General features: G+C 63.2%; 17 protein-coding genes and 1 pseudogene. 4 read left to right on the top strand and 14 right to left on the bottom strand.

Annotated features, from left to right (window positions below):
• Positions 1-17: 17 nt before the first annotated feature.
• The 8 genes from FO488_RS12065 to FO488_RS12030 all read right to left on the bottom strand — a co-directional run bounded on the left by FO488_RS12065 (position 18) and on the right by FO488_RS12030 (position 5,713).
• Entirely contained in the window at positions 18-596 is a 579-nt protein-coding gene (locus FO488_RS12065; protein ID WP_149210789.1) for a TetR/AcrR family transcriptional regulator, read from the bottom strand.
• 259 nt (positions 597-855) lie between these two features.
• Entirely contained in the window at positions 856-1,281 is a 426-nt protein-coding gene (locus FO488_RS12060; RefSeq protein WP_149210788.1) for a cupin domain-containing protein, read from the bottom strand.
• A gap of 1 nt (position 1,282) precedes the next feature.
• Positions 1,283-1,936 (bottom strand): flavodoxin family protein, encoded by a 654-nt coding sequence (locus FO488_RS12055; RefSeq protein WP_149210787.1) that lies wholly within the window; start codon positions 1,934-1,936, stop codon positions 1,283-1,285.
• A gap of 38 nt (positions 1,937-1,974) precedes the next feature.
• A complete protein-coding gene (locus FO488_RS12050) occupies positions 1,975-2,778 on the bottom strand; it encodes a nitroreductase family protein (protein ID WP_149210786.1) in 804 nt (267 codons plus the stop codon).
• A gap of 75 nt (positions 2,779-2,853) precedes the next feature.
• Entirely contained in the window at positions 2,854-3,693 is an 840-nt protein-coding gene (locus FO488_RS12045) for an epoxyqueuosine reductase (protein WP_149210785.1), read from the bottom strand.
• Between the two features lie 23 nt (positions 3,694-3,716).
• A complete protein-coding gene (locus FO488_RS12040; protein WP_149210784.1) occupies positions 3,717-4,286 on the bottom strand; it encodes a flavodoxin family protein in 570 nt (189 codons plus the stop codon).
• A complete protein-coding gene (locus tag FO488_RS12035) occupies positions 4,283-4,867 on the bottom strand; it encodes a flavin reductase family protein (protein WP_149210783.1) in 585 nt (194 codons plus the stop codon). Before FO488_RS12035 ends, FO488_RS12040 begins: the two co-directional genes overlap by 4 nt.
• Positions 4,868-5,125: 258 nt before the next feature.
• Positions 5,126-5,713 (bottom strand): TetR/AcrR family transcriptional regulator, encoded by a 588-nt coding sequence (locus FO488_RS12030; protein ID WP_149210782.1) that lies wholly within the window; start codon positions 5,711-5,713, stop codon positions 5,126-5,128.
• A 270-nt stretch (positions 5,714-5,983) separates the two neighbouring features.
• Between FO488_RS12030 and gabD the strand changes: the two genes are divergently transcribed.
• Positions 5,984-7,438 (top strand): NADP-dependent succinate-semialdehyde dehydrogenase, encoded by a 1,455-nt coding sequence (gene gabD / locus FO488_RS12025; RefSeq protein WP_149210781.1) that lies wholly within the window; start codon positions 5,984-5,986, stop codon positions 7,436-7,438.
• 140 nt (positions 7,439-7,578) lie between these two features.
• On the opposite strand, the gene merA is transcribed toward gabD, so the two are convergent.
• Together merA and FO488_RS12015 are read right to left on the bottom strand one after the other, a co-directional pair.
• Positions 7,579-8,991: a mercury(II) reductase gene (merA, locus tag FO488_RS12020; RefSeq protein ID WP_370514342.1), complete on the bottom strand. Its 1,413-nt coding sequence runs from the start codon at positions 8,989-8,991 to the stop codon at positions 7,579-7,581.
• 117 nt (positions 8,992-9,108) lie between these two features.
• Complete coding sequence (locus tag FO488_RS12015) at positions 9,109-9,471, bottom strand: hypothetical protein (protein WP_149210779.1); 363 nt, start codon at positions 9,469-9,471, stop codon at positions 9,109-9,111.
• A gap of 223 nt (positions 9,472-9,694) precedes the next feature.
• Between FO488_RS12015 and rimI the strand changes: the two genes are divergently transcribed.
• The 3 genes and pseudogenes from rimI to FO488_RS12000 all read left to right on the top strand — a co-directional run bounded on the left by rimI (position 9,695) and on the right by FO488_RS12000 (position 12,086).
• Positions 9,695-10,156, top strand: coding sequence for a ribosomal protein S18-alanine N-acetyltransferase (rimI, locus tag FO488_RS12010; protein WP_149210778.1), 462 nt, complete (start codon positions 9,695-9,697; stop codon positions 10,154-10,156).
• 194 nt (positions 10,157-10,350) lie between these two features.
• Positions 10,351-11,168 (top strand): annotated as a pseudogene (locus tag FO488_RS12005) (dihydroorotate dehydrogenase electron transfer subunit).
• 3 nt (positions 11,169-11,171) lie between these two features.
• Complete coding sequence (locus FO488_RS12000; RefSeq protein WP_149210777.1) at positions 11,172-12,086, top strand: dihydroorotate dehydrogenase; 915 nt, start codon at positions 11,172-11,174, stop codon at positions 12,084-12,086.
• 12 nt (positions 12,087-12,098) lie between these two features.
• On the opposite strand, the gene FO488_RS11995 is transcribed toward FO488_RS12000, so the two are convergent.
• From FO488_RS11995 to FO488_RS11980, 4 genes are all read right to left on the bottom strand, one after another.
• Positions 12,099-14,135, bottom strand: coding sequence for an ABC transporter substrate-binding protein (locus FO488_RS11995; RefSeq protein WP_168206012.1), 2,037 nt, complete (start codon positions 14,133-14,135; stop codon positions 12,099-12,101).
• 344 nt (positions 14,136-14,479) lie between these two features.
• A complete protein-coding gene (locus FO488_RS11990; RefSeq protein WP_149210775.1) occupies positions 14,480-15,223 on the bottom strand; it encodes a YdjY domain-containing protein in 744 nt (247 codons plus the stop codon).
• 19 nt (positions 15,224-15,242) lie between these two features.
• The gene (locus FO488_RS11985; RefSeq protein WP_149210774.1) at positions 15,243-17,663 is read right to left on the bottom strand and encodes a VTT domain-containing protein; all 2,421 of its coding nucleotides are present in this window, start codon (positions 17,661-17,663) and stop codon (positions 15,243-15,245) included.
• Positions 17,660-18,076: a hypothetical protein gene (locus FO488_RS11980; RefSeq protein WP_149210773.1), complete on the bottom strand. Its 417-nt coding sequence runs from the start codon at positions 18,074-18,076 to the stop codon at positions 17,660-17,662. Before FO488_RS11980 ends, FO488_RS11985 begins: the two co-directional genes overlap by 4 nt.
• Between the last annotated feature and the right edge of the window lie 7 nt (positions 18,077-18,083).

The following is an 18,083-nucleotide window of genomic DNA, read 5'->3' as shown; positions in this document are numbered from 1 at the left end:
GCGAAGCGCACGGGCCTCTAACGCTTGATGCCGTCCCAACACGCTGCGATGGTTTTCTCGATCAAGGCGTCGTCCAGTACGATGAACCCGAGGATATGGTCCCGGGTCAGGGTGATCATGGGGCCGAAGGCCAGGGCAAAGAGTACGATATGGGGCAGGTCCTTCATGACCTGCTGGGCTACCCCCTGCTCGAACAACTCCAGGTACAGGAGGTCGTCGTCCTGGCATTCCTTGGCAAACCTGCCCCGGCGCAGGTCCGCACCGTAGGGGGAGTTGTGAAACTGTTCCATGTATTTGGATTCGATGGGGTGGGCGACGAAGTACTTGAGGAGGTTGATGCCGAGGTGCAGAAAACGTTCCCTGATGGGCCGTTCCGTCTGGTACCCGACCCGGAGCGCCTCCAGCATTTTCCCCTCTATCTCCCGGTAGAGCTCCCTGATGAGGATGTCCTTGCTTTCGAAGTAGCAGTAGATCGTCCCGGCCGCCACCCCGGCCCGCTCGGCGATCATGGCCATGGGAGAACCATGGAACCCCTGCTCGGCAATGATCTGCACTGCCGCCCGAACTATTTCACTGCGTTTGTCAAGCTTTGCCATTTTTCCCGGCCCCGATCTCATTGAAATTGAATGAATGGTCATTCAATATGCCTAATTTATAATTGTTTCAGCCGGTTTGTCAAGGGGTTCTTGCGGTCTGCCCCGGGGGAGACGCCGTGATGTGCCGCATGGCTTTTCCAGCGTACCGGGCGGGGCAAGCGCCGGAAAGACCGGGGGCGCCGGCGCGCAAAAGCCCCGCTTCCCTGATGGGAGGCGGGGCTTTCCTGGCAGTGTTATCGCAATCCTGTCCGGTCCGGACCTATTCGGCCATCCAGGATGCCTTGGTCGTGGGGATGCGGAAGCCGTCGTCGAGGGTGGCCTGGCTCAGACTGTTTTCCTCGGCCTGGATGCAGATGAAGTACAGATCTTCATCGCCGGCTTTCCACGACCGCTCGCCCTGGGGAGCAACCCGTACCAGGCTGCCCTCCCGGACCGGAAACTCGGTGCCGTCCACGAAGAAGGTGCCGTTGCCGCGCAGCACGATGTAGAGCTCTTCGTTTTTTGTGTGGGCATGGACAAAGGGCATGGCCGTGCCGGCCGGGAGCCGGTTGAGAGAAACCTCGCACCCGGTGAGGCCCAACTCCTTGCCCATGAAGCACTTGCCCTTCAATCCGCGGAATTCATGGCTCACGAGGCCTTCCAGGGGGCCGATGTCAGCTGCCGCGAAGTTTTTCCGTTCCGTCATGTCACGGCTCCTTTCCGGCAAGCCTGGCCCCCAAGTCATATGCCCGCTGACAATCCAGGGGAAAGGCCTCGGCGCGCCGCTGTGCCTTGTGAGCGGGATCGAAACTCTCTATCACCACCTTGGAATAGTCGTCCACCTGGCAGGTATCGAAGCTGCACAACGATTCCGGCTGGTGGCCGAAGATCAGCTGCAGGTAGCGGGCGTGGGAGTCGAAGAGGGGCCCGTAGCCATACGCCTTGCTCTGTTCCTCCGTGACGTTCATCGTGTAGATGAACCCGGTGGCGAGCTTCTTGGGGGCGATGGATGCGTAGGGCACGGTGTAGGTCAGGTACTGAAACAGCAGCCGCTCGAGGAAGGAACGGGTCTCGCCGGTCACCGAGCCGAAGTAGATCGGCGACCCGATGATCAGGGCGTCGGCCTCGATGATCCTTTTCAGGACCGGCGTCAAGCCGTCGATGAAACCGCAGGTGCCATAGCTCTTGCCCTCCCGGACCTTGCAGGCGAAGCAGCTCACGCACCCTTTGTAGTCAAGATCGTAGAGGTGGACAAGCTCGGTCTCGGCCCCCTGCGCGGCGGCGCCTTCCAGGGCCTTGCCCAGCAGGGCCGCCGTATTCCATTTTTTTCTCGGACTTCCGTTTATGGCAATAACCTTCATGGATATGTGCTCCTTATCGATAGTTGGTGTTTCCGGGGTCATCTCCACTGGATCCGTGCCTCCTGGCGCGGCGGGACGCGGTGGTAGCGATAGCGGGGGAAGCCGTACATCAGCGCCCCGAATACGCTGTGATCCGCGGGGATGCCGAGCGCTTCCTTGAGCGGCGGATGCCCGTTCGCCGCCCGCATCAGGAAGCCTGCCCAGCAGGTGCCGACACCCTGGGCGACGGCCGCCAGCTCGAACTGGGTCAGGGCGATGGTGCTGTCCACCGAACTCCAGAGCCATTCGTCCGGGGCGTGGATAACGGCCAGGTGGGGCGCATTGCGCAGGATCGGGTCCCTGCCCTGTTCCCACAGGTCAATGTACCGGGTGTAGCGCGGTTCCAGTTTGTTGCTCTGGCGCAGGTAATCGATCACCAGTCCGGCCAGGCGCTTCACCTCGGCCGGGGTCTGGATCACCAGCCAGTTCACCGGCTGGCGGTTTACGGCCGACGGGGCCCACCGGGCCACATCGATGATCTCGCTCACCAGGGCCTGGGGCACCGGTTCATCCCGGAATTCCCTGACCGAGCGGCGGTTCCTCACCAGCTGGTTCAGAGCCGGGATGGAAACCGCCAGGGTGTGATCGACGAGCTGCGCTCCCTCCATGGGCAGGGCTTCATGGTGGACCGCCCCGTGGGGGCAGACGGCGACGCAGTGACCGCAGGCGATGCAGTCCTGCTCTCCGCCGGCGCGGAAAACGGGGAATCCCCCCCCATCCACCTCGAAAAGTGCCGGCGGGCATACTTCGATGCACATGCCGTCACGCCGGCAGGCGCTGTGATCAATGGTTACCAAACTCATTCTTTCCTCCGGTAAAGTAAAATGTTTCAACTGTGCTTCCGCAATGTTGCCGGCACGTTTTCGTCTGCCGCGGCATCAAACGCCACCCGTTCCGGCCGGGATTTGTCCCTCGCACGGAACCCTGGTCTGGCAGAGGCCGCACCCGGTCTGCGTCACGCCGAACTTCTCTGCGACCGCATCGACAGCGGTGCCGTACACGTAGCGGCTGCAGGCGTCCTTGTCGTGTCCCTGCAGGGAAATGGCCCCGGCCGGGCAGCGTTCGATGCAGGCGCCGCAGCTTTTCTCCCGGTAGTGGAGACAGTTGTGATAGGGGCCGGGGTAGGGGCGCGGGGTCGGTGTCAACGGCAGGTCGGTAATCACACTGCCGCAGCGGTGGGCGATGCCCCGGGGGGTGATCAGGGCGTCGTTCAGGCTGAAGGTGCCCAGACCGGCGGCATAGGCGGCGTGGCGCTCCGACCAGGTGGATGCCCTGCCGACCGGGGTGTCGGGGTATTCGCGCCAGGTGGCCTCCAGTTGGGGCGCCACGGCCCGATGCCCCTGTTCGGCCAGCCACTCCGTCACGTGGCGGCGCAGGGTGGCGTTGAGTTGTTCGCCGAAGTTCCTGGTGCGGGCCCAGGCGAAGGAGGGATACACCTCTTCCCGGCGGTTGCTCTCCCGCGTCGGCCGGGTGATGGGCAGAATCCAGGAAATGACCGTGGCCGCCCGCACGCCGGTGCCGAAACCGAGCTCCATCACCTCCTGCGGCGTACGGTGAAACGCCCCGATGATCCCCTTGTAGTCATTGAAAAGGGGATCGTCGGCAGCGGCATAGCCGACCAGCGGTTCATCGAAATACGGTTCACCGCTCTCGGGGAAGCGCCCGGCCGGGCTTTCCCCCGCAAAGCGGCAGATCATGGTGCGGATACGCTCTTCCATCGCCGTCTCCTTTCATGCCGGAGCTATGCCATCAAGGCGCGCGCCGCTTCCTCGGCCTGCTGCAGGATATGCCCCGGAACGACGTCGGTTCTGCCGGGGCCGATGCCGCAGGCGCGGATCAAGGTGCCCTCGCCGAACCCCATCCATTTCAGGAATCCCTCGTAGCGTGGGAAAATATCGGAAAATGCCGCCTCTTCCGGCTGCCCCTGGGTCTGGACGAAGACCAGCTTTTTGGGCGTCAGGCGGCTTGGCTGCGGGTTGGTGATATAATCGGGGACCAGGTAGGAGTAGCTGCGGTCGATGAACCCCTTGAGCTGGCTGGTGATGTCGCCGTAATAGACCGGCGAGGCCAGCACCAGCGCGTCCGCCTCGCTCACCGCGGCCAATACCTCGCTCAGGTCGTCTTTGAGCGCGCACCTGTCGAGCTTTGTCTTGCAGGCATAGCACGCCTGGCAGCCGCGGTAGGCAAGCCGGTTCAATTCAAAGGACCGCGTTTCCGCCCCCAGAGCCCCGGCGGTTTTCAGGAGATGGTTGGCGATGGTGGCACTGCTCCCCGTGGTGCGGGGGCTTCCCAGCAGACAGACGATTTTCATTTCATTCCCTCCGGTGTGACGGTCGTGCCGACCTGCCATGCCTTGCCCAGGAACTCTCCCAGGCCGTAGTACCCCATGTGGGCCGTGTCCCAGATCATGGGCCTGACCCTGGTGATGTCCGGGTACCCTTTGGCCCCGATCACCGTCTCGTCCGCCTTGACGTCCACGATCTCCCCCACGAACTGGGTGTGCAGGCCGAGTTCGTGGATATGCAGCAGGCGGCATTCCACCACCAGCGGCACCTCGTCCACGTAGGGGGCGTCCACCAGGTCGCTCTTCACCGGCGTCCAGCCGCAGGCGGCGAACTTGTCTCCGTCGCGTCCCGACACGGTTCCCACATAGTCGGCCTGCGCCACCTGTGCCTGGGACGGGATGCTGACGGTGAACGCCTTGCGCGCCACGATGGCGGCATGGCTGTAGGTCGCCTTGCGCAGCGATACCGCCACGCAGGGTGGCTGGGAACAGCAGATGCCGCCCCAGGCAGCGGTCATGATGTTTGCCACACCCGCCTCGTCATAGGTGCCAACCAGCCACACCGGGGTTGGGGTGGCCAGTGTCTTTGCTCCCACGGATTGCTTCATGTGTCCCTCCTAGGTTGATTTTGACCTGAATCCATGACGCCTCCGTGGCCTTCGTTGGTCCGAAAGGCCTCTGCCATTGCCCTTGAATAAATGCGCACCAAGCCGACGGAGGAGCGCCGGAGTGAGTTGTTTGACGCGGCCGGGCGGCGGGCAGGCTCCGGCTCTTCCGGATACTGCGGCACTCCGGCGTCACGGATTCAGGTTGATAACCTGTTAAATATTAGACCGGTCAACTATTCTTTGAATGCGTGAAAGGGCTTACTTCTGCCCCAGGATGGCGCTGAACAGGAGATCGACGAAATCCCGCATGGGCTGGGGCGATTTCATCACCTTGGCCCGCAGGATCGCACCTTCCCAGCCGGAAAGGATGAAACCGGCCGTTACCGCCGGATCGACCGCACCGGAAAGCTCCCCCCGGCTTTGGGCCTCGCGCAGGCAGGTGGCGAAGCGTTCCCGCCACATGCCGAAGATCTCGTCCAGGCGGGCGCGGAAGCGTTCGTTCAGATCGGCCAGTTCCTGCCCCAGGTTGCCGATCAGGCACCCTTTGGTGCACTGGTTCTCGGCCACGCGCGTCAGGCCGCTCTCCAGGAAGTCGCGGATGCGGTCGAGGGGCGCGCTATCTTCGTTGCCGAGGAACATCTCCATGCGTTGTTCGAAGCGTTCGGCAAAGTTGTCGATCACCGCCAGGCCGAACTCTTCCTTGCTCTTGAAGTAGTGGTAGAACGACCCCTTGGGGACGCCGGCCTCTTTCAAAACGGCATCGATGCCGGTGGCGTTGAAACCCTGGCGGGCGATCATCTCGGTGCCGATACGGATGATCTCGCCCTGTGTATCTTTCTTTTTCATGGAAGTAAAAATAGACCGGTCGGTCTATTTTGTCAAGGGGGTTTGTCGAAATCAGAGATACCTGAATTCACACAAGCCGTTACGGCGGCGTTTGACGCCGGCATGTCGCCCGTTTCGCCATTCAGGCACCGCAAATTCAGGAATGATGCGCCAGCGTGCACTCTCTTCCGGTGGTATACGCAACACTTTACTTCACAAGGCTTTGGAGTAAAATAACAGCCACCGGCTATGCCGGTGTGCCTTGGACTACCCCAACGGAGGAGTGACACCATGTTCACACTGAAAGACCCGACCCTTTTCCGCCAGCAATGCCATATCAACGGGAAGTGGCTCGACGCCGCGGACGGCGGCACCATCCCGGTCAACAACCCCGCCACCGACGAGGTCATCGGTACGGTTCCCAAAATGGGCGCAAGCGAAACCCGCTCCGCCATCGATGCGGCCAACGCGGCCTATCCCGCCTGGCGGGCCAGGACCGCCGGGGAACGCTCCCGGCTCCTGCGCCGCTGGTACGAGCTGCTGCTGGAGAACCAGGAGGACCTGGCGATCCTCATGACCGCCGAACAGGGCAAGCCGTTGGCCGAATCCCGGGGGGAGATCGCCTATGCCGCCTCGTTCATCGAATGGTTTGCCGAGGAGGGAAAGCGGGTCTACGGCGATACCATCCCCACCGTGCAGAACGACAAGCGGATCGTCGTCATCAAGGAGCCGATCGGCGTCTGCGCCGCCATCACCCCCTGGAACTTCCCCGCCGCCATGATCACCCGCAAGGCCGGGCCGGCCCTGGCCGTGGGCTGCACCATGGTCCTCAAGCCGGCCAGCCAGACCCCCTATTCGGCTCTGGCGCTGGCCGTGCTGGCCGAACGGGCCGGCATCCCGGCCGGGGTGTTCAACGTGGTCACCGGGGCCTCCGGCGCCATCGGCGGCGAGATGACCGCCAACCCCGTCGTCCGCAAGCTGACCTTCACCGGCTCCACGGAGGTGGGCAAGCTGCTCATGCGGCAGAGTGCCGGGACGGTCAAGAAGGTGGCCATGGAATTGGGGGGCAACGCCCCTTTCATCGTGTTCGACGACGCCGACCTGGATGCGGCGGTGGAGGGGGCCATCGCCTCCAAGTACCGCAACACCGGCCAGACCTGCGTCTGCACCAACCGTTTCCTGGTGCAGGCCGGCATCTACGACGCCTTTGCCGAAAAATTGTCCGCCGCCGTGGGCAGGCTGAAGGTTGGCGACGGCCTCAAGGGCGATACCCAGCAGGGGCCGCTGATCGACATGAAGGCGGTGGAGAAGGTGGAGGAGCATATCGCCGACGCCCTTGCCAAGGGGGCGCGCATCGTCACCGGCGGAGGGCGGCACGAACTGGGCGGCAGCTTCTTCCAGCCCACCATCCTGACCGATGTCACCCCCGCCATGGCGGTGGCCCGGGAAGAGACCTTCGGTCCCCTGGCCCCCCTGTTCCGCTTCACCACCGACGAGGAGGCGGTCGCCATGGCCAACGACACCGAGTTCGGGCTCGCCTCCTACTTCTACAGCCGGGACATGGGCCGGGTGTGGCGGGTCGCGGAAGCGCTGGAGTATGGGATCGTCGGCATCAATACCGGCTTGATCTCCTCGGCGGTCGCCCCCTTCGGCGGGGTGAAGGAGTCGGGGGTGGGCCGGGAGGGGTCCCGCTACGGTGTTGATGATTTTCTGGAGATCAAGTACCTCTGCATGGGCGGCATCTAACAGGTTGTTGTGAAGCTCAGGTTGTTCAAAAATAGTCAGATCGTCGCACCCGCAGAAGGCCCTGAGGAGGCATAGCAGCGCTACGCCGCACGAAAGGGTATTCGAGGACGGCGGCGAGATGGCTGTTTTTCAACAACCTGTTACTCGGCGCAGCAGGAGAGCCTGCTGATGTCCCGGTCGAACCCCTGGGCGCAGAGCTTCAACCCCTCGCCGATGGAGGGATAGACGTGCATGGTGGCGGCCAGGTCCGCCACGGTGGCTTTCAGGTGCAGGGCCAGGGCCGCCTCGTTGATCAGGTCCGCCCCCCGGTGACAGGCCAGATGCACCCCCAGGAGCCGCCCGGTCGGCCGGTCGGCGATCATCTTGATCACCCCGGCGGTGTGGCCGGTGACGTGGGCCTTGGGGATGGCGCTGACCGGCATGACGTTGACCGCCACATCGAAGCCGGCCTGCCGGGCGCTTTCCTCGGTATGGCCGACCATGCCGATCTCCGGGTCCGTGAAGACCGCCATGGGGGCCGCCAGGTAATCCATGGTGCAGCCGCACCCTTCGTTGAACATGTCGTCGATCGCCACGATGGCCTGCCGGGCTCCCACCGTGGCGATCAGCATCCTGCCGGTCACGTCCCCGGCCGCCCAGATGCCGTCGGCCGAGGTGCGCAGGCGCCCGTCGGTGACAATGAAGCCCTTCGGGTCCGTCGCCACGCCCGCCCGTTCCAGGCCGAGCCCTTCCGTGGCCGGGCCGGTGCCCACCGCCAGGAGCAACCGTTCGGCGGTGTATTCGTGGCGCCTGCCGCAGACGTCGGCGGAGAGCACATTCACATCCCCCGCACGGTCGGCCGAGCAGATGGTCACATCCGTCACCACCTTGATCCCTTCCCCAACCAGTACGGCACGGAGCGCTTCGGCCGTTTCCCGCTCCATGGCCGGCAAAAGGCGCGGTCCATGCTCGAGGATCGTTACGCGGCTGCCCAGGCGATGGTACATCTGCCCCAATTCGACGGCAATGACGCCGCCTCCCACGATGACCAGGGATTTGGGGAGTTCCTTCATCAGCAGGGCGCTGCGGCTTGTGAGGTAGTTGCACCCCCCGATCCCCGGAATAGGGGGGATGCGCGGCTTGCCTCCCACCGCGACGAGGAAGCGGGGAGAGCGATAGCGCTTGTCGTTGACCTCGATGGTGTGCTGGTCGATAAAACGCGCGGTCCCCTTGACGAGTTCCAGCCCGGACATGTTCTGGAGCACGTCCAGGTAGCGCTCCTGGCGGAGCTTGCGCACGACCTCCTCCCGGTGGGCGAAGAGCGATTCCGAATCAACGCCCTGCCCGCCATCCGCAAGCCCGAGCCCGAGCTTCATCCCCAGATGGGCCTCGTGATTGAACAGGGCCGCGTGGATGAGAGTCTTGCTGGGGACGCACCCCCAGTTGATGCACGTGCCACCCAGGACGCTCTTTTCGAACATGAGCACCCGCGCACCGTGGGAGGTGGCGCGCAGCGCCCCGGCAAAGGCGGTGGAACCGGAACCGAGGACGATCAGGTCGGGTGTGGTGTCGATGGTCATGAAGGGCTTCCCCCCGCGGTTGCTGCATGGAATCCGATGCCCCGCACCGGGCATGGGTAAAAGAACGGCTGCCGGGCAGGTGCCGGCAGCCTCCGGGCCTCGGCGTCCCTCTCAGGAATCAACCGGGTTGCCGTGGGTCTCCACGTCGAAGATCGTCATCAACGCCTCCGGCGTATAGGCGCACACATGGGTACGCATCCCTTCCTTGGCCCGATGCACCCATTCGATCTTGTCCCCCGACGCCTCATGGATGAATTTCACCCGAGTCCCGCCGACCCGTTTGACCTCATCCCGCATCTCGTTCATGGTCAACAGCTGCAGGCCGCCGATCTCCTCATCCGCCGCGGCATGCTCCAGAAACCGGTCAAGCAGGTCGTAATCGAGAAAATCCTCCTCCTTGCGCCACCACTTGACGAAACGATGATCCGCCGTTGCCCGCTCCCTGACGGTTGTCAGTATCTCTCGCCCTTTCATCCCGCACCTCCTCCTGCCGGCCATCGGCAACGCACCTCCCCGGCCGGCCTGTGCTCTCTCTGGATAGTATTATACGCCGTTTTGCAATTCCGGTGGCGCTTTTTGCCAAGCAGGTGCGCCGTGCGCGACACCGTGCCCTGCATGGTCGCTTCCGTCACCCATGCCGTCCCCGGCCGTATAAAATCGTTTACTTTACCCGGCTGTTTGCCTATCATATTTTTCCATGTCCGCACCGGGAACCGTTGATATCCGCCCCATGACCGAGGCCGATCTGGAGGGCGTGCTGGCCATCGAGCAGGCCTCCTTTTCCCACCCCTGGCGCCGTGAACATTTCCTGCACGAACTTGCGTCGTCCCATTCGTTTCCGTTCGTCGCCGTCGTCGAAGGCTCGGTGGGCGGTTATGTGTGCCTGATGTCGCTTTTTGAAGAGGCCGAAATCCTGGATATCGCCGTGGCGCCGCACCTGCGGGGGCGGGGCATCGCCCGGGCGCTGCTGGAACATGCTGTCGCCATGGCCCGGGGGAGGCTGGCCGGGATCATGCGGCTCGAAGTCCGCGTCTCCAACCGGGCCGCCATCGCCCTCTACGAGCGATTCGGCTTCTCCCGGAGCGGGATGCGGCCGAAGTACTACGAAGGCGTGGAGGACGCGCTGTTGATGGAAAAATTACTCTCGACCGATTGTTGAAAGACAGTCGTCTCGCCGCCATTCTCGAAAGCCCTTTTGTGCGGCGGAGCGCCCCTCATCCTATCCTTCTCCCTTTGGGAGAGGGTGGCCAAAGGCCGGGTGAGGGCCTCCTCAGGGCTTGTCGAGCGGGTGCGACGATCCGACTATTTTTGAACAACCTGGGTGTTTCAACAACCTGCCAAGGAGACTATTATATGCAGTTCAAGTCCATGATCATTGCCAACGCGGAGGTCTCGCCCGGCTACTGGCGCATGCGCATGACCGCCCCCCCGAGTTCCCCGCAGCCCAGCCGGGGCAGTTCGTGATGGTGCGGGTGAACGATGCCATCGATCCGCTCCTGCGGCGCCCGTTCGGCATCTTCGACGTGGGGGTCCACACTCCGGCCCAGACCGGCGCCGCATCCCAGCCCTACCTGGAGATGCTGTACCGGGTGGTGGGGAAGGGGACCGGCATGCTTGCCGCGCTCCATGAGACCGACCTGCTGGATGTCCTCGGCCCCCTGGGGAAGGGCTTCGAGCTCGGCGCTCCCGGGGAGGAAAAGATCATCGTGGGCGGGGGGGTCGGACTGGCACCGCTCTACCTGTTGGCCAAGGAGTTGGTGAAACAGTCGCCGGTGCGGCTCTTCGTCGGGGGGAGGACGCGGGACGACGTCCTCTGCATCACCGAATTCGAGCGCCTGGGAGTGGAGTGCTACGTGGCGACCGAGGACGGGTCGCTGGGGGAATGCGGCCTGGTAACCGAGGCCCTGGTCAGGCGACTGGCCGCCAGCAACGGCACGCCGCGCATCTTCGCCTGCGGTCCCCAGGGCATGCTGAACGCCGTGGCCGGCATCGCCGCCCAAAGGAACATCCCCTGCCAGGTCTCCCTCGAGGGGTATATGGCCTGCGGCATGGGCGCCTGCCTGGGGTGCGTCACCCCCGGGCACCATCACTCCAACGAAACCCCCGATTATCGCTGCGTCTGCGCTGATGGCCCGGTCTTCGACGCTACCGAACTGAAGTGGGAGGCCTGAACCATGAAACCTGACCTGTCCGTTTCCATTGCGGGACTGGAACTGCGCAACCCGGTGATGACCGCCTCGGGCACCTTCGGCTATGGCGAGGAATTCGCGGAGTACGTGAACCTGGAGACCATCGGCGCCTTCGTGACCAAAGGGCTGTCCTTGCGGCCGCGCGCCGGCAATCCCACGCCGCGCATCGTGGAGACGCCGGGCGGCATGCTGAATGCCATCGGCCTTCAAAACGTGGGCATCGACGCCTTTATCGAGAAAAAGGTTCCCTTTCTCCGCTCGGTCGCCACCCCGGCCATTGCCAATTTCTTCGGCAACACCATCGACGAGTACGCCGAGCTGGCCCGCCGCCTGGACGCCATCCCGGAGATCGCCGGTCTGGAGGTGAATATCTCCTGCCCCAACGTCAAACAGGGGGGCATCGTCTTCGGCACCGATCCCCGCTGCGCTTCCGAGGTGGTCACCGCCTGCCGCGAGGCCACCATCAAGCCGCTGATCGTCAAGCTCTCGCCCAATGTCACGGATATCGTCTCCATGGCCCGGGCCTGCGCCGATGCGGGGGCCGACGCCCTGTCGCTGATCAACACCCTGACCGGCATGGCCATCGACCTGGAACGCCGCCGGCCGGTGCTGGCCAACATCACCGGCGGCCTCTCGGGCCCGGCGGTCAAGCCGGTGGCGCTGCGCATGGTCTGGCAGGTGGCCCGGGCCGTTTCCCTGCCGATCATCGGCATCGGCGGCATCATGAACGCCCGCGACGCCCTGGAGTTCATCCTGGCCGGGGCGACGGCGGTGCAGGTCGGAACCGCCAGCTTCATCAATCCGGGGGCTGCACAGGCGATTGCCGAAGACATGGAAAACTGGCTGGTCGAAAACGGCGTGGGGGATGTGAAGAGTCTGATCGGGGCTTTGGAGTCCTGATACCACGTAGCCTCACGAGGCAAAGGCGTAGTTGTTCTTGGCGCCCTGCTTGACGCGGTACATGGCCATGTCGGCCATGTTCATGAGGGTGTCCACGGCATCGCCATCCTGGGGGAATACGCCGATGCCGATGCTGGCCCCCACATGGCACTCGGCCCCCTTGAGCATGAATGGCGCCGCAAGCAGCGCCAGCATCTTGTCCGCCACCTGGGTGATATGCCCGGGCTCGGCAATATCCAGCAGCATGACCGCAAATTCGTCTCCACCCATGCGCGCCACCGTATCCGAATCCCTGACGCATCCCGCCAGACGCCGGGCCGTCTCCCGCAACAGCGCATCGCCGCTGTCGTGCCCGTAGGTGTCGTTAATCGTCTTGAAGCCGTCCAGATCCACGAACAGCAGGGCGAATCCCGTCTGGTTCCTTTTGGCGTGGGCCAGGGCCTGCCCGATCCGGTCAAAGAAGAGCGCCCGGTTGGGCAGGCCGGTCAACTCGTCGTGATGGGCCATGTGATCGAGCCTTTCCTGCAGTGTTTTGCGCTCGGTTATATCCTCCTTGATGGCGATGAAGTTGCTGAGTTCGCCCTGGGCATTCCAGATGGGCGCGATGGTGGCGTGCTCCCAGAACAGTTCCTCATTCTTTTTCTTGTTCAGAAACTCCCCATGCCAGAGCCCTCCGGCGTGAATCGTCCGCCAGAGATCGTCGTAGAATTCCGGGGCCAGGATGCTGCCCCGCAGGATACGGGGGTTCTGGCCGGCGACCTCCTCCGCCGTGTACCCGGTAAGCTCGCAGAATTTGGGATTTACGTATTCGATGGCACCGGTCGTGTCGGTAATGACGATCGAGACCGGGCTTTGAATGATGGCTGCCGAAAGTTTGCGCAGCTTTGCCTCGGCCTTGTCGCGCAACTGCATCTGATCGTTGAGCGCCACGTTGAGATAGTGGAAGCGGACGGCGACCGCAGAGACGGCGACGATGATGACCATGGCCCCGGCCAGGATTCCGTAGAGCCAGTCCGGGAGCCGCGGCCGCTCGCCGGAATGGAGGAAGCTGTTCATGGGAAACGGCTTTGATGCCGGGATGATCCCCAGCTTGGAATAGGTATCGACGATGTGCTGCCATCGGCCGGGGTTCATATAGCCGATTTCCACCAGATCAGGCCTGATCAGCTTTTGCAGTTCACCGGCTTCGTAGGTGAGCTGTCCCCGGGTGAGACGGCTGGTGTTGTAACGTTTCAGGATGAGATCGATCATTTCGTCCTGATGCTCAAGGGCGTATTTCCAGCCGCGCAGGCTCGCGTCGCGGAATTGCCGCACGGCATCGGGTTGTTTCTGCACCACCTCCTGGCGTGTGAACAGCGTGTCTCCGTAAAAATCGATGCCGCTCCGCTCGGGATAGATGATGGTATAGGCGATTCTTCGCCTTTCGAGCTGATAGGGTTCGGTCGTGCCGTAGACGGAGGTGGCGTCAACCTCGCCGTTCAGGAGGCCGGCCAGGGAAAAATCATGGGGCACGGCCCTGATGGCCCCGTCGGGTACCCCCTCTGCTTTGAAGAGCGCCATGATCTCGGCCGACATGGGTTCGAGCATGACCTTCTTGCCCGCCAGATCGTGGACATTCCTGATGTTGCTTGCGTCGAGGGAGAGGATGCCCAAAGGCGAATGTTGCATGATGGCGGCAAGCACGACGACCGGTTTCCCCGCTGCCCGCATCAGGACCAGCGAGCTGCCCCCCACCCCGAACTGGGCCTCCCCGTTCAGGACCGCCTCTGCGGGATCGTTCCCCGGAGTCGCCTCGCGAAGCGAAACCGCAAGACCGGCATCGCGGTAGTAGCCTTTTTCCACTGCGGCGTAATATCCGGCGAACTGGAACTGGTGCTTCCATTTCAACTGCAGAGTGATCGGCGTCAGCACGGTGGTGCCGGCCGGGAGTTGGGCGGGGTGAAGGATGAGGACGGAAAATACGGCCACGGGAATGATGCTGCGCAAGGTGTTCAGAAACGATGAAAAGGATTTCGCCGGACAGGGTGCGATCAGGAAACGCCTCTTCATGTACACTCCCGGGTTGCGGAATCTCTGGACGCCAAGAGTTCGCGTGGTGGACTGTGCATCATTCTCCATGGAGACTGGGACCTAATGTTTAGCTCAGGTATCAAGTATAGCCTCAGGGGTGATTAATGTGAAGTACTATTATGCGACGTGTTTACGATAAAAGGTGAGCTGATTCGGCGAGGTGGCTGCCCGGCCGGTACGCCGGACTGTCTGCGGCCGGCAGGGAGCGGCATGGGGGATAAAACGGAGGAAGCGCAAACGGCATGCGGTTTGCGCTTCCTCTTCCCGGCAGTGAGGGAGGGCGGTGCGGCGAATCGGCTGGCGATTCTCCCACCGCATGTGCCTTACTTGGGACCGTAGATCGATTTGATGACGATTTCGGCCTTCGTTCCGGGCGCCGGCATCTTGCTCCAGTCGAAGCGGTAGTAGTTCCTGGTTTCCTTCAGGGGGAGCGAGTTGTCGGCGATGATCCCCCCGTTGCACCCGGAGGGGCAGACAATGCAGCCCGATGCAAAGTTGATCGCCTCGGCCGTGCCGTGGTACACGAAATGGGGCGTATAGGGTTTGACGACGTCTTTGCCGTCGACCGCAATCTTCTCTTCGATCAACTCCTCGATGGCCGTCTCGACCACTTTTCCATCCTTTTTCCAGCGTACGGACACGAGCACCGGATCACCGTCGAGATAGTCATCCTTGTGGGTGGTGGCTTTCAGGCCGGTGCGCTGCTTGACCTCGGTCATGGGGATCTGGCGCCGGGACTTGATGCCGACAGCCTTGATCGCCTTGTCGATGTCGGTCCGGTTCACTTCCGTGGAGAAGATGAAAAAAGGTGCCATCTTGCCGTTCTTGCTGCCGAAAAACGCCTGGAACCGACGTCCCCAGTCGCATACCGACGGCTGGGAACAGTCTTTGAGCACCGTGGTGGTGACGCGGACCTCCCGGGCCTTTGGATCTACCGTCATGACGTCGGAGCCGGACTTGAGAGTCGTCGTTCCGCCCGGTTTCTGTTTGGTGGCCGCTCCGGCCGGCAGGGCAAGGGTACAGCAAAGTGCGGCTGTCAGCATGGTGCGAAGAACGAACCTGTTCATATGAAACCTCCTGTGGTGATTATCGTATTGCAAGCGAAAGAAGCATCCGGACAACAAGCCCTGCCGTGAGGGCGGCAACGGAACGGCCCAGCGGGATGCGGAACCCCCCGATCCAGAGACCGCATGCCAGCAGCGGAAAGCCCGGGATCGCCGCCATTGCCCCGGCGGACCACGCGGCCCAGGCGGGGGTCGGCGTCAGCGGCTCCCTCCCCCGGTACTGGTAGTGGAGCGGCGCAAGATCGCCCAGGCAGAAGCGGCCGAACAGTGCGCTCAGTCCGGCGACGACCAGGCCGGCGCCGCCGACATAGGCAACGCCTGCCGGCGTGCCGAAAGCCGCCGTAAAGGCCGCCGTTGTGCGCAGGGGGGAAAAGGGAAAGGCAAACGTGTGCATCGTCTGGCAGACCAGGGCGATCCCGGCGGCACGGGCATTCGACATCGGCCGCAGGTATTCGACGAAACCGGCCAGGTCGCCATCTCCGAGGCGATGTGCCACAAAGAGCAGGTTGAACTCGATGGTGTAGAGGTAGGCATTGAGAGCCCAGAAATATTTTTGTATCGCACCATAGACACCGGCCGCAGTCGCGGCGAGCGCCGCGATGGCAGCGGCCTTGCACTGCAGGCTTCTCCGCAGGCTCCACGGAATCTCCGGCCGGGGCTCCCGGTTCCGGTACCATTTCACCAGCCTGGGAATAAGCGATACCGTGACGATAAGGATGATTCCGACGAAAAATTCGCGGGAGACTTTGCCCTTCAGCAACCCCAGCAACGAACTGGAAAACGTGATGAAGGCGATGGTGCCGGGCAGCATGAAGATAAACGTTGCCACGGCGTACTGGGGAAACGGTATCTTCGTCAGACCGAAGGCGAAATTGAGCAGATTGAAGGGGAACAGGGGGATCAGCCGGGTGAAGGCCACCGCTTTCCAGCCGTTTTGGGCGGTCTCGCTGTCGAGTTTGTTCCACCGTGAACCGATCAGCTGGCGCTCCACCCAGTCCCGGGCGGCATAGCGGGCGATGAGGAACGCCACGCAGGCCCCCAGGGTGGCCCCGATGATCGTGTAGACCACCCCCCAGACCGGCCCGAAGACGGTTGCACCGGCCATGCTGATGGGGAGGCCGGGCAGCATCAGGGCGGGGGCGACCGTATAGATGGCGATGTACACCAGCGGCGCCACGATGCCGAAGCCGGCAAACAGGGCGCGCAGCCGTTCCGGTTCCAGGTACTGGCCGGCCCCGCTCGCCCGCACCAGAACGATGGCGGCGATCATGACGCCCAGAAAGAGGAGCGGCCGGAGCATCCCGGACCCGCTGCCGGGGACGGTTCTCTCCCTGGTTACGGCGGCGGGCACGATGTTCTTGAACCGGGATTTGAGGCGCAGGCGATTGACATAGGTGATCGGACCCGTTGCCGGCTTCGACGCGTCGAAGACCAGGTCGAGGACGTGGCTCACCGTAAGCCGTTTCCCGAGGTGATTGGCGCAGCCGGCACAGTAGGTGACCACCTGGCGGCCCGCGGCTTCACCCGACCGGAGTTCTCCCCAGCCATCGGCCAGGTCAGGTGCCAGGGCCCCTACGGTTCCCCCTTCACCGCAGCAGAGAGTCCTCGTGCGCGTGTGCGGCATCTCTTCGATTACCCGGCCGGATCGGGAAACCAGACCGCGCGCCGCTTCCTGCGGCGCGGAGGCGAACCTGACCACGCAGGGATCGTGGATGGTCACCGGAGCAGCGGGCGCCTCCGAGGCCGCAGCCGGCAGGATTCCGGCAAGCTTTTCGTAGACCGTTTCCGTGTGGAACTGGGGGGCGTATTCGGAAAAGACCTTGTAGCAGTTGGGACAGGCCACCAGGACCCGTTGTATGCCGTGGGATTCCAGCCAGGCGACCATCTCGCCGAACATCCGGGAGAAATGCTGTTCCCTTCCCAGGTCGTGGGACGGCTTGGTGCAGCAGTCCAGCACCAGGCCGAGGGTGGGGAGCGTCTCCCGCAGTTTCTCATAGACCGCCAGCGTGACGCCGGGGCGGGTGCCCGGCAAGGCGCAGCCCGGGAAAAAGATCGTGGTGCACCCTTCAGGCAGGCCGTACCATGTGAAGCGGCGGGACGTGCCGGTCCGCTCGTACCCGAGAAGCCCCTTGTGTTCACGGAACGAGCCAAAGCCCCGATCAACCGCCTCGCGCCGCATCTCCAGAAAGAGGGCCTGGGGCTTGACGCCGGTGGGGCACACGGCGGAGCAGAGTCCGCAAAGGCTGCATTCGAAACAGATGACATTCTTTTTCGGATCATCCGGGTTGTAGGAACGGGCGATATGGCGGGGGGAGCCGTAGAGCCTCAGGAATCCGCACTCCCTGACGCAGACGCCGCACCCCGTGCAGGTGCCGATGTCGTCCGCGAGCAGCGCTGCCAGTTGCGGCCGCAACGGCTTGGTTTCGCTCTGGATGGAACTCATTCCGGTTGACCTGGCCGGGCCGGTTTACAGCAGTCACAGGCAGCATTCCTGGCCGCTGCCTCCATGCCCCCCTCCAGCAGCAGAATCCGGGAATGCTGGACGCCTCCGCGTTCGAGCAGTTCCGCGGCATGCAGGGCGTCGCTGCCGCCTGTTGCGCTGACCACGATTACCTTGCCCCCGGCCGAGCGCAGTTTGGCGGCGATTTTCTGCAAACGGGCAGAATCGTTGCCCGTGGCAAACGAATGTTCGTAATTGTGGGCGCGAAACCCTTCGACATCCTGGATGTCCACGATGGATAGCCTTTTATTGGCTTTGATCCATGCGGAGAGTTCGTTATGGCACACGGTTGGAACCTGGCCGCCCCAGAGGAGGGAGGGAATCAGGACGAGGAACAGTGCGGATACGTATTTCACAAAAGGC

The organism is Geobacter sp. FeAm09, from assembly GCF_008330225.1.
Classification (GTDB): Bacteria; Desulfobacterota; Desulfuromonadia; order Geobacterales; family Pseudopelobacteraceae; genus Oryzomonas.
Note: the sequence above shows the minus strand (reverse complement) of the source record. Positions and strands in the feature narration are given on the sequence as shown.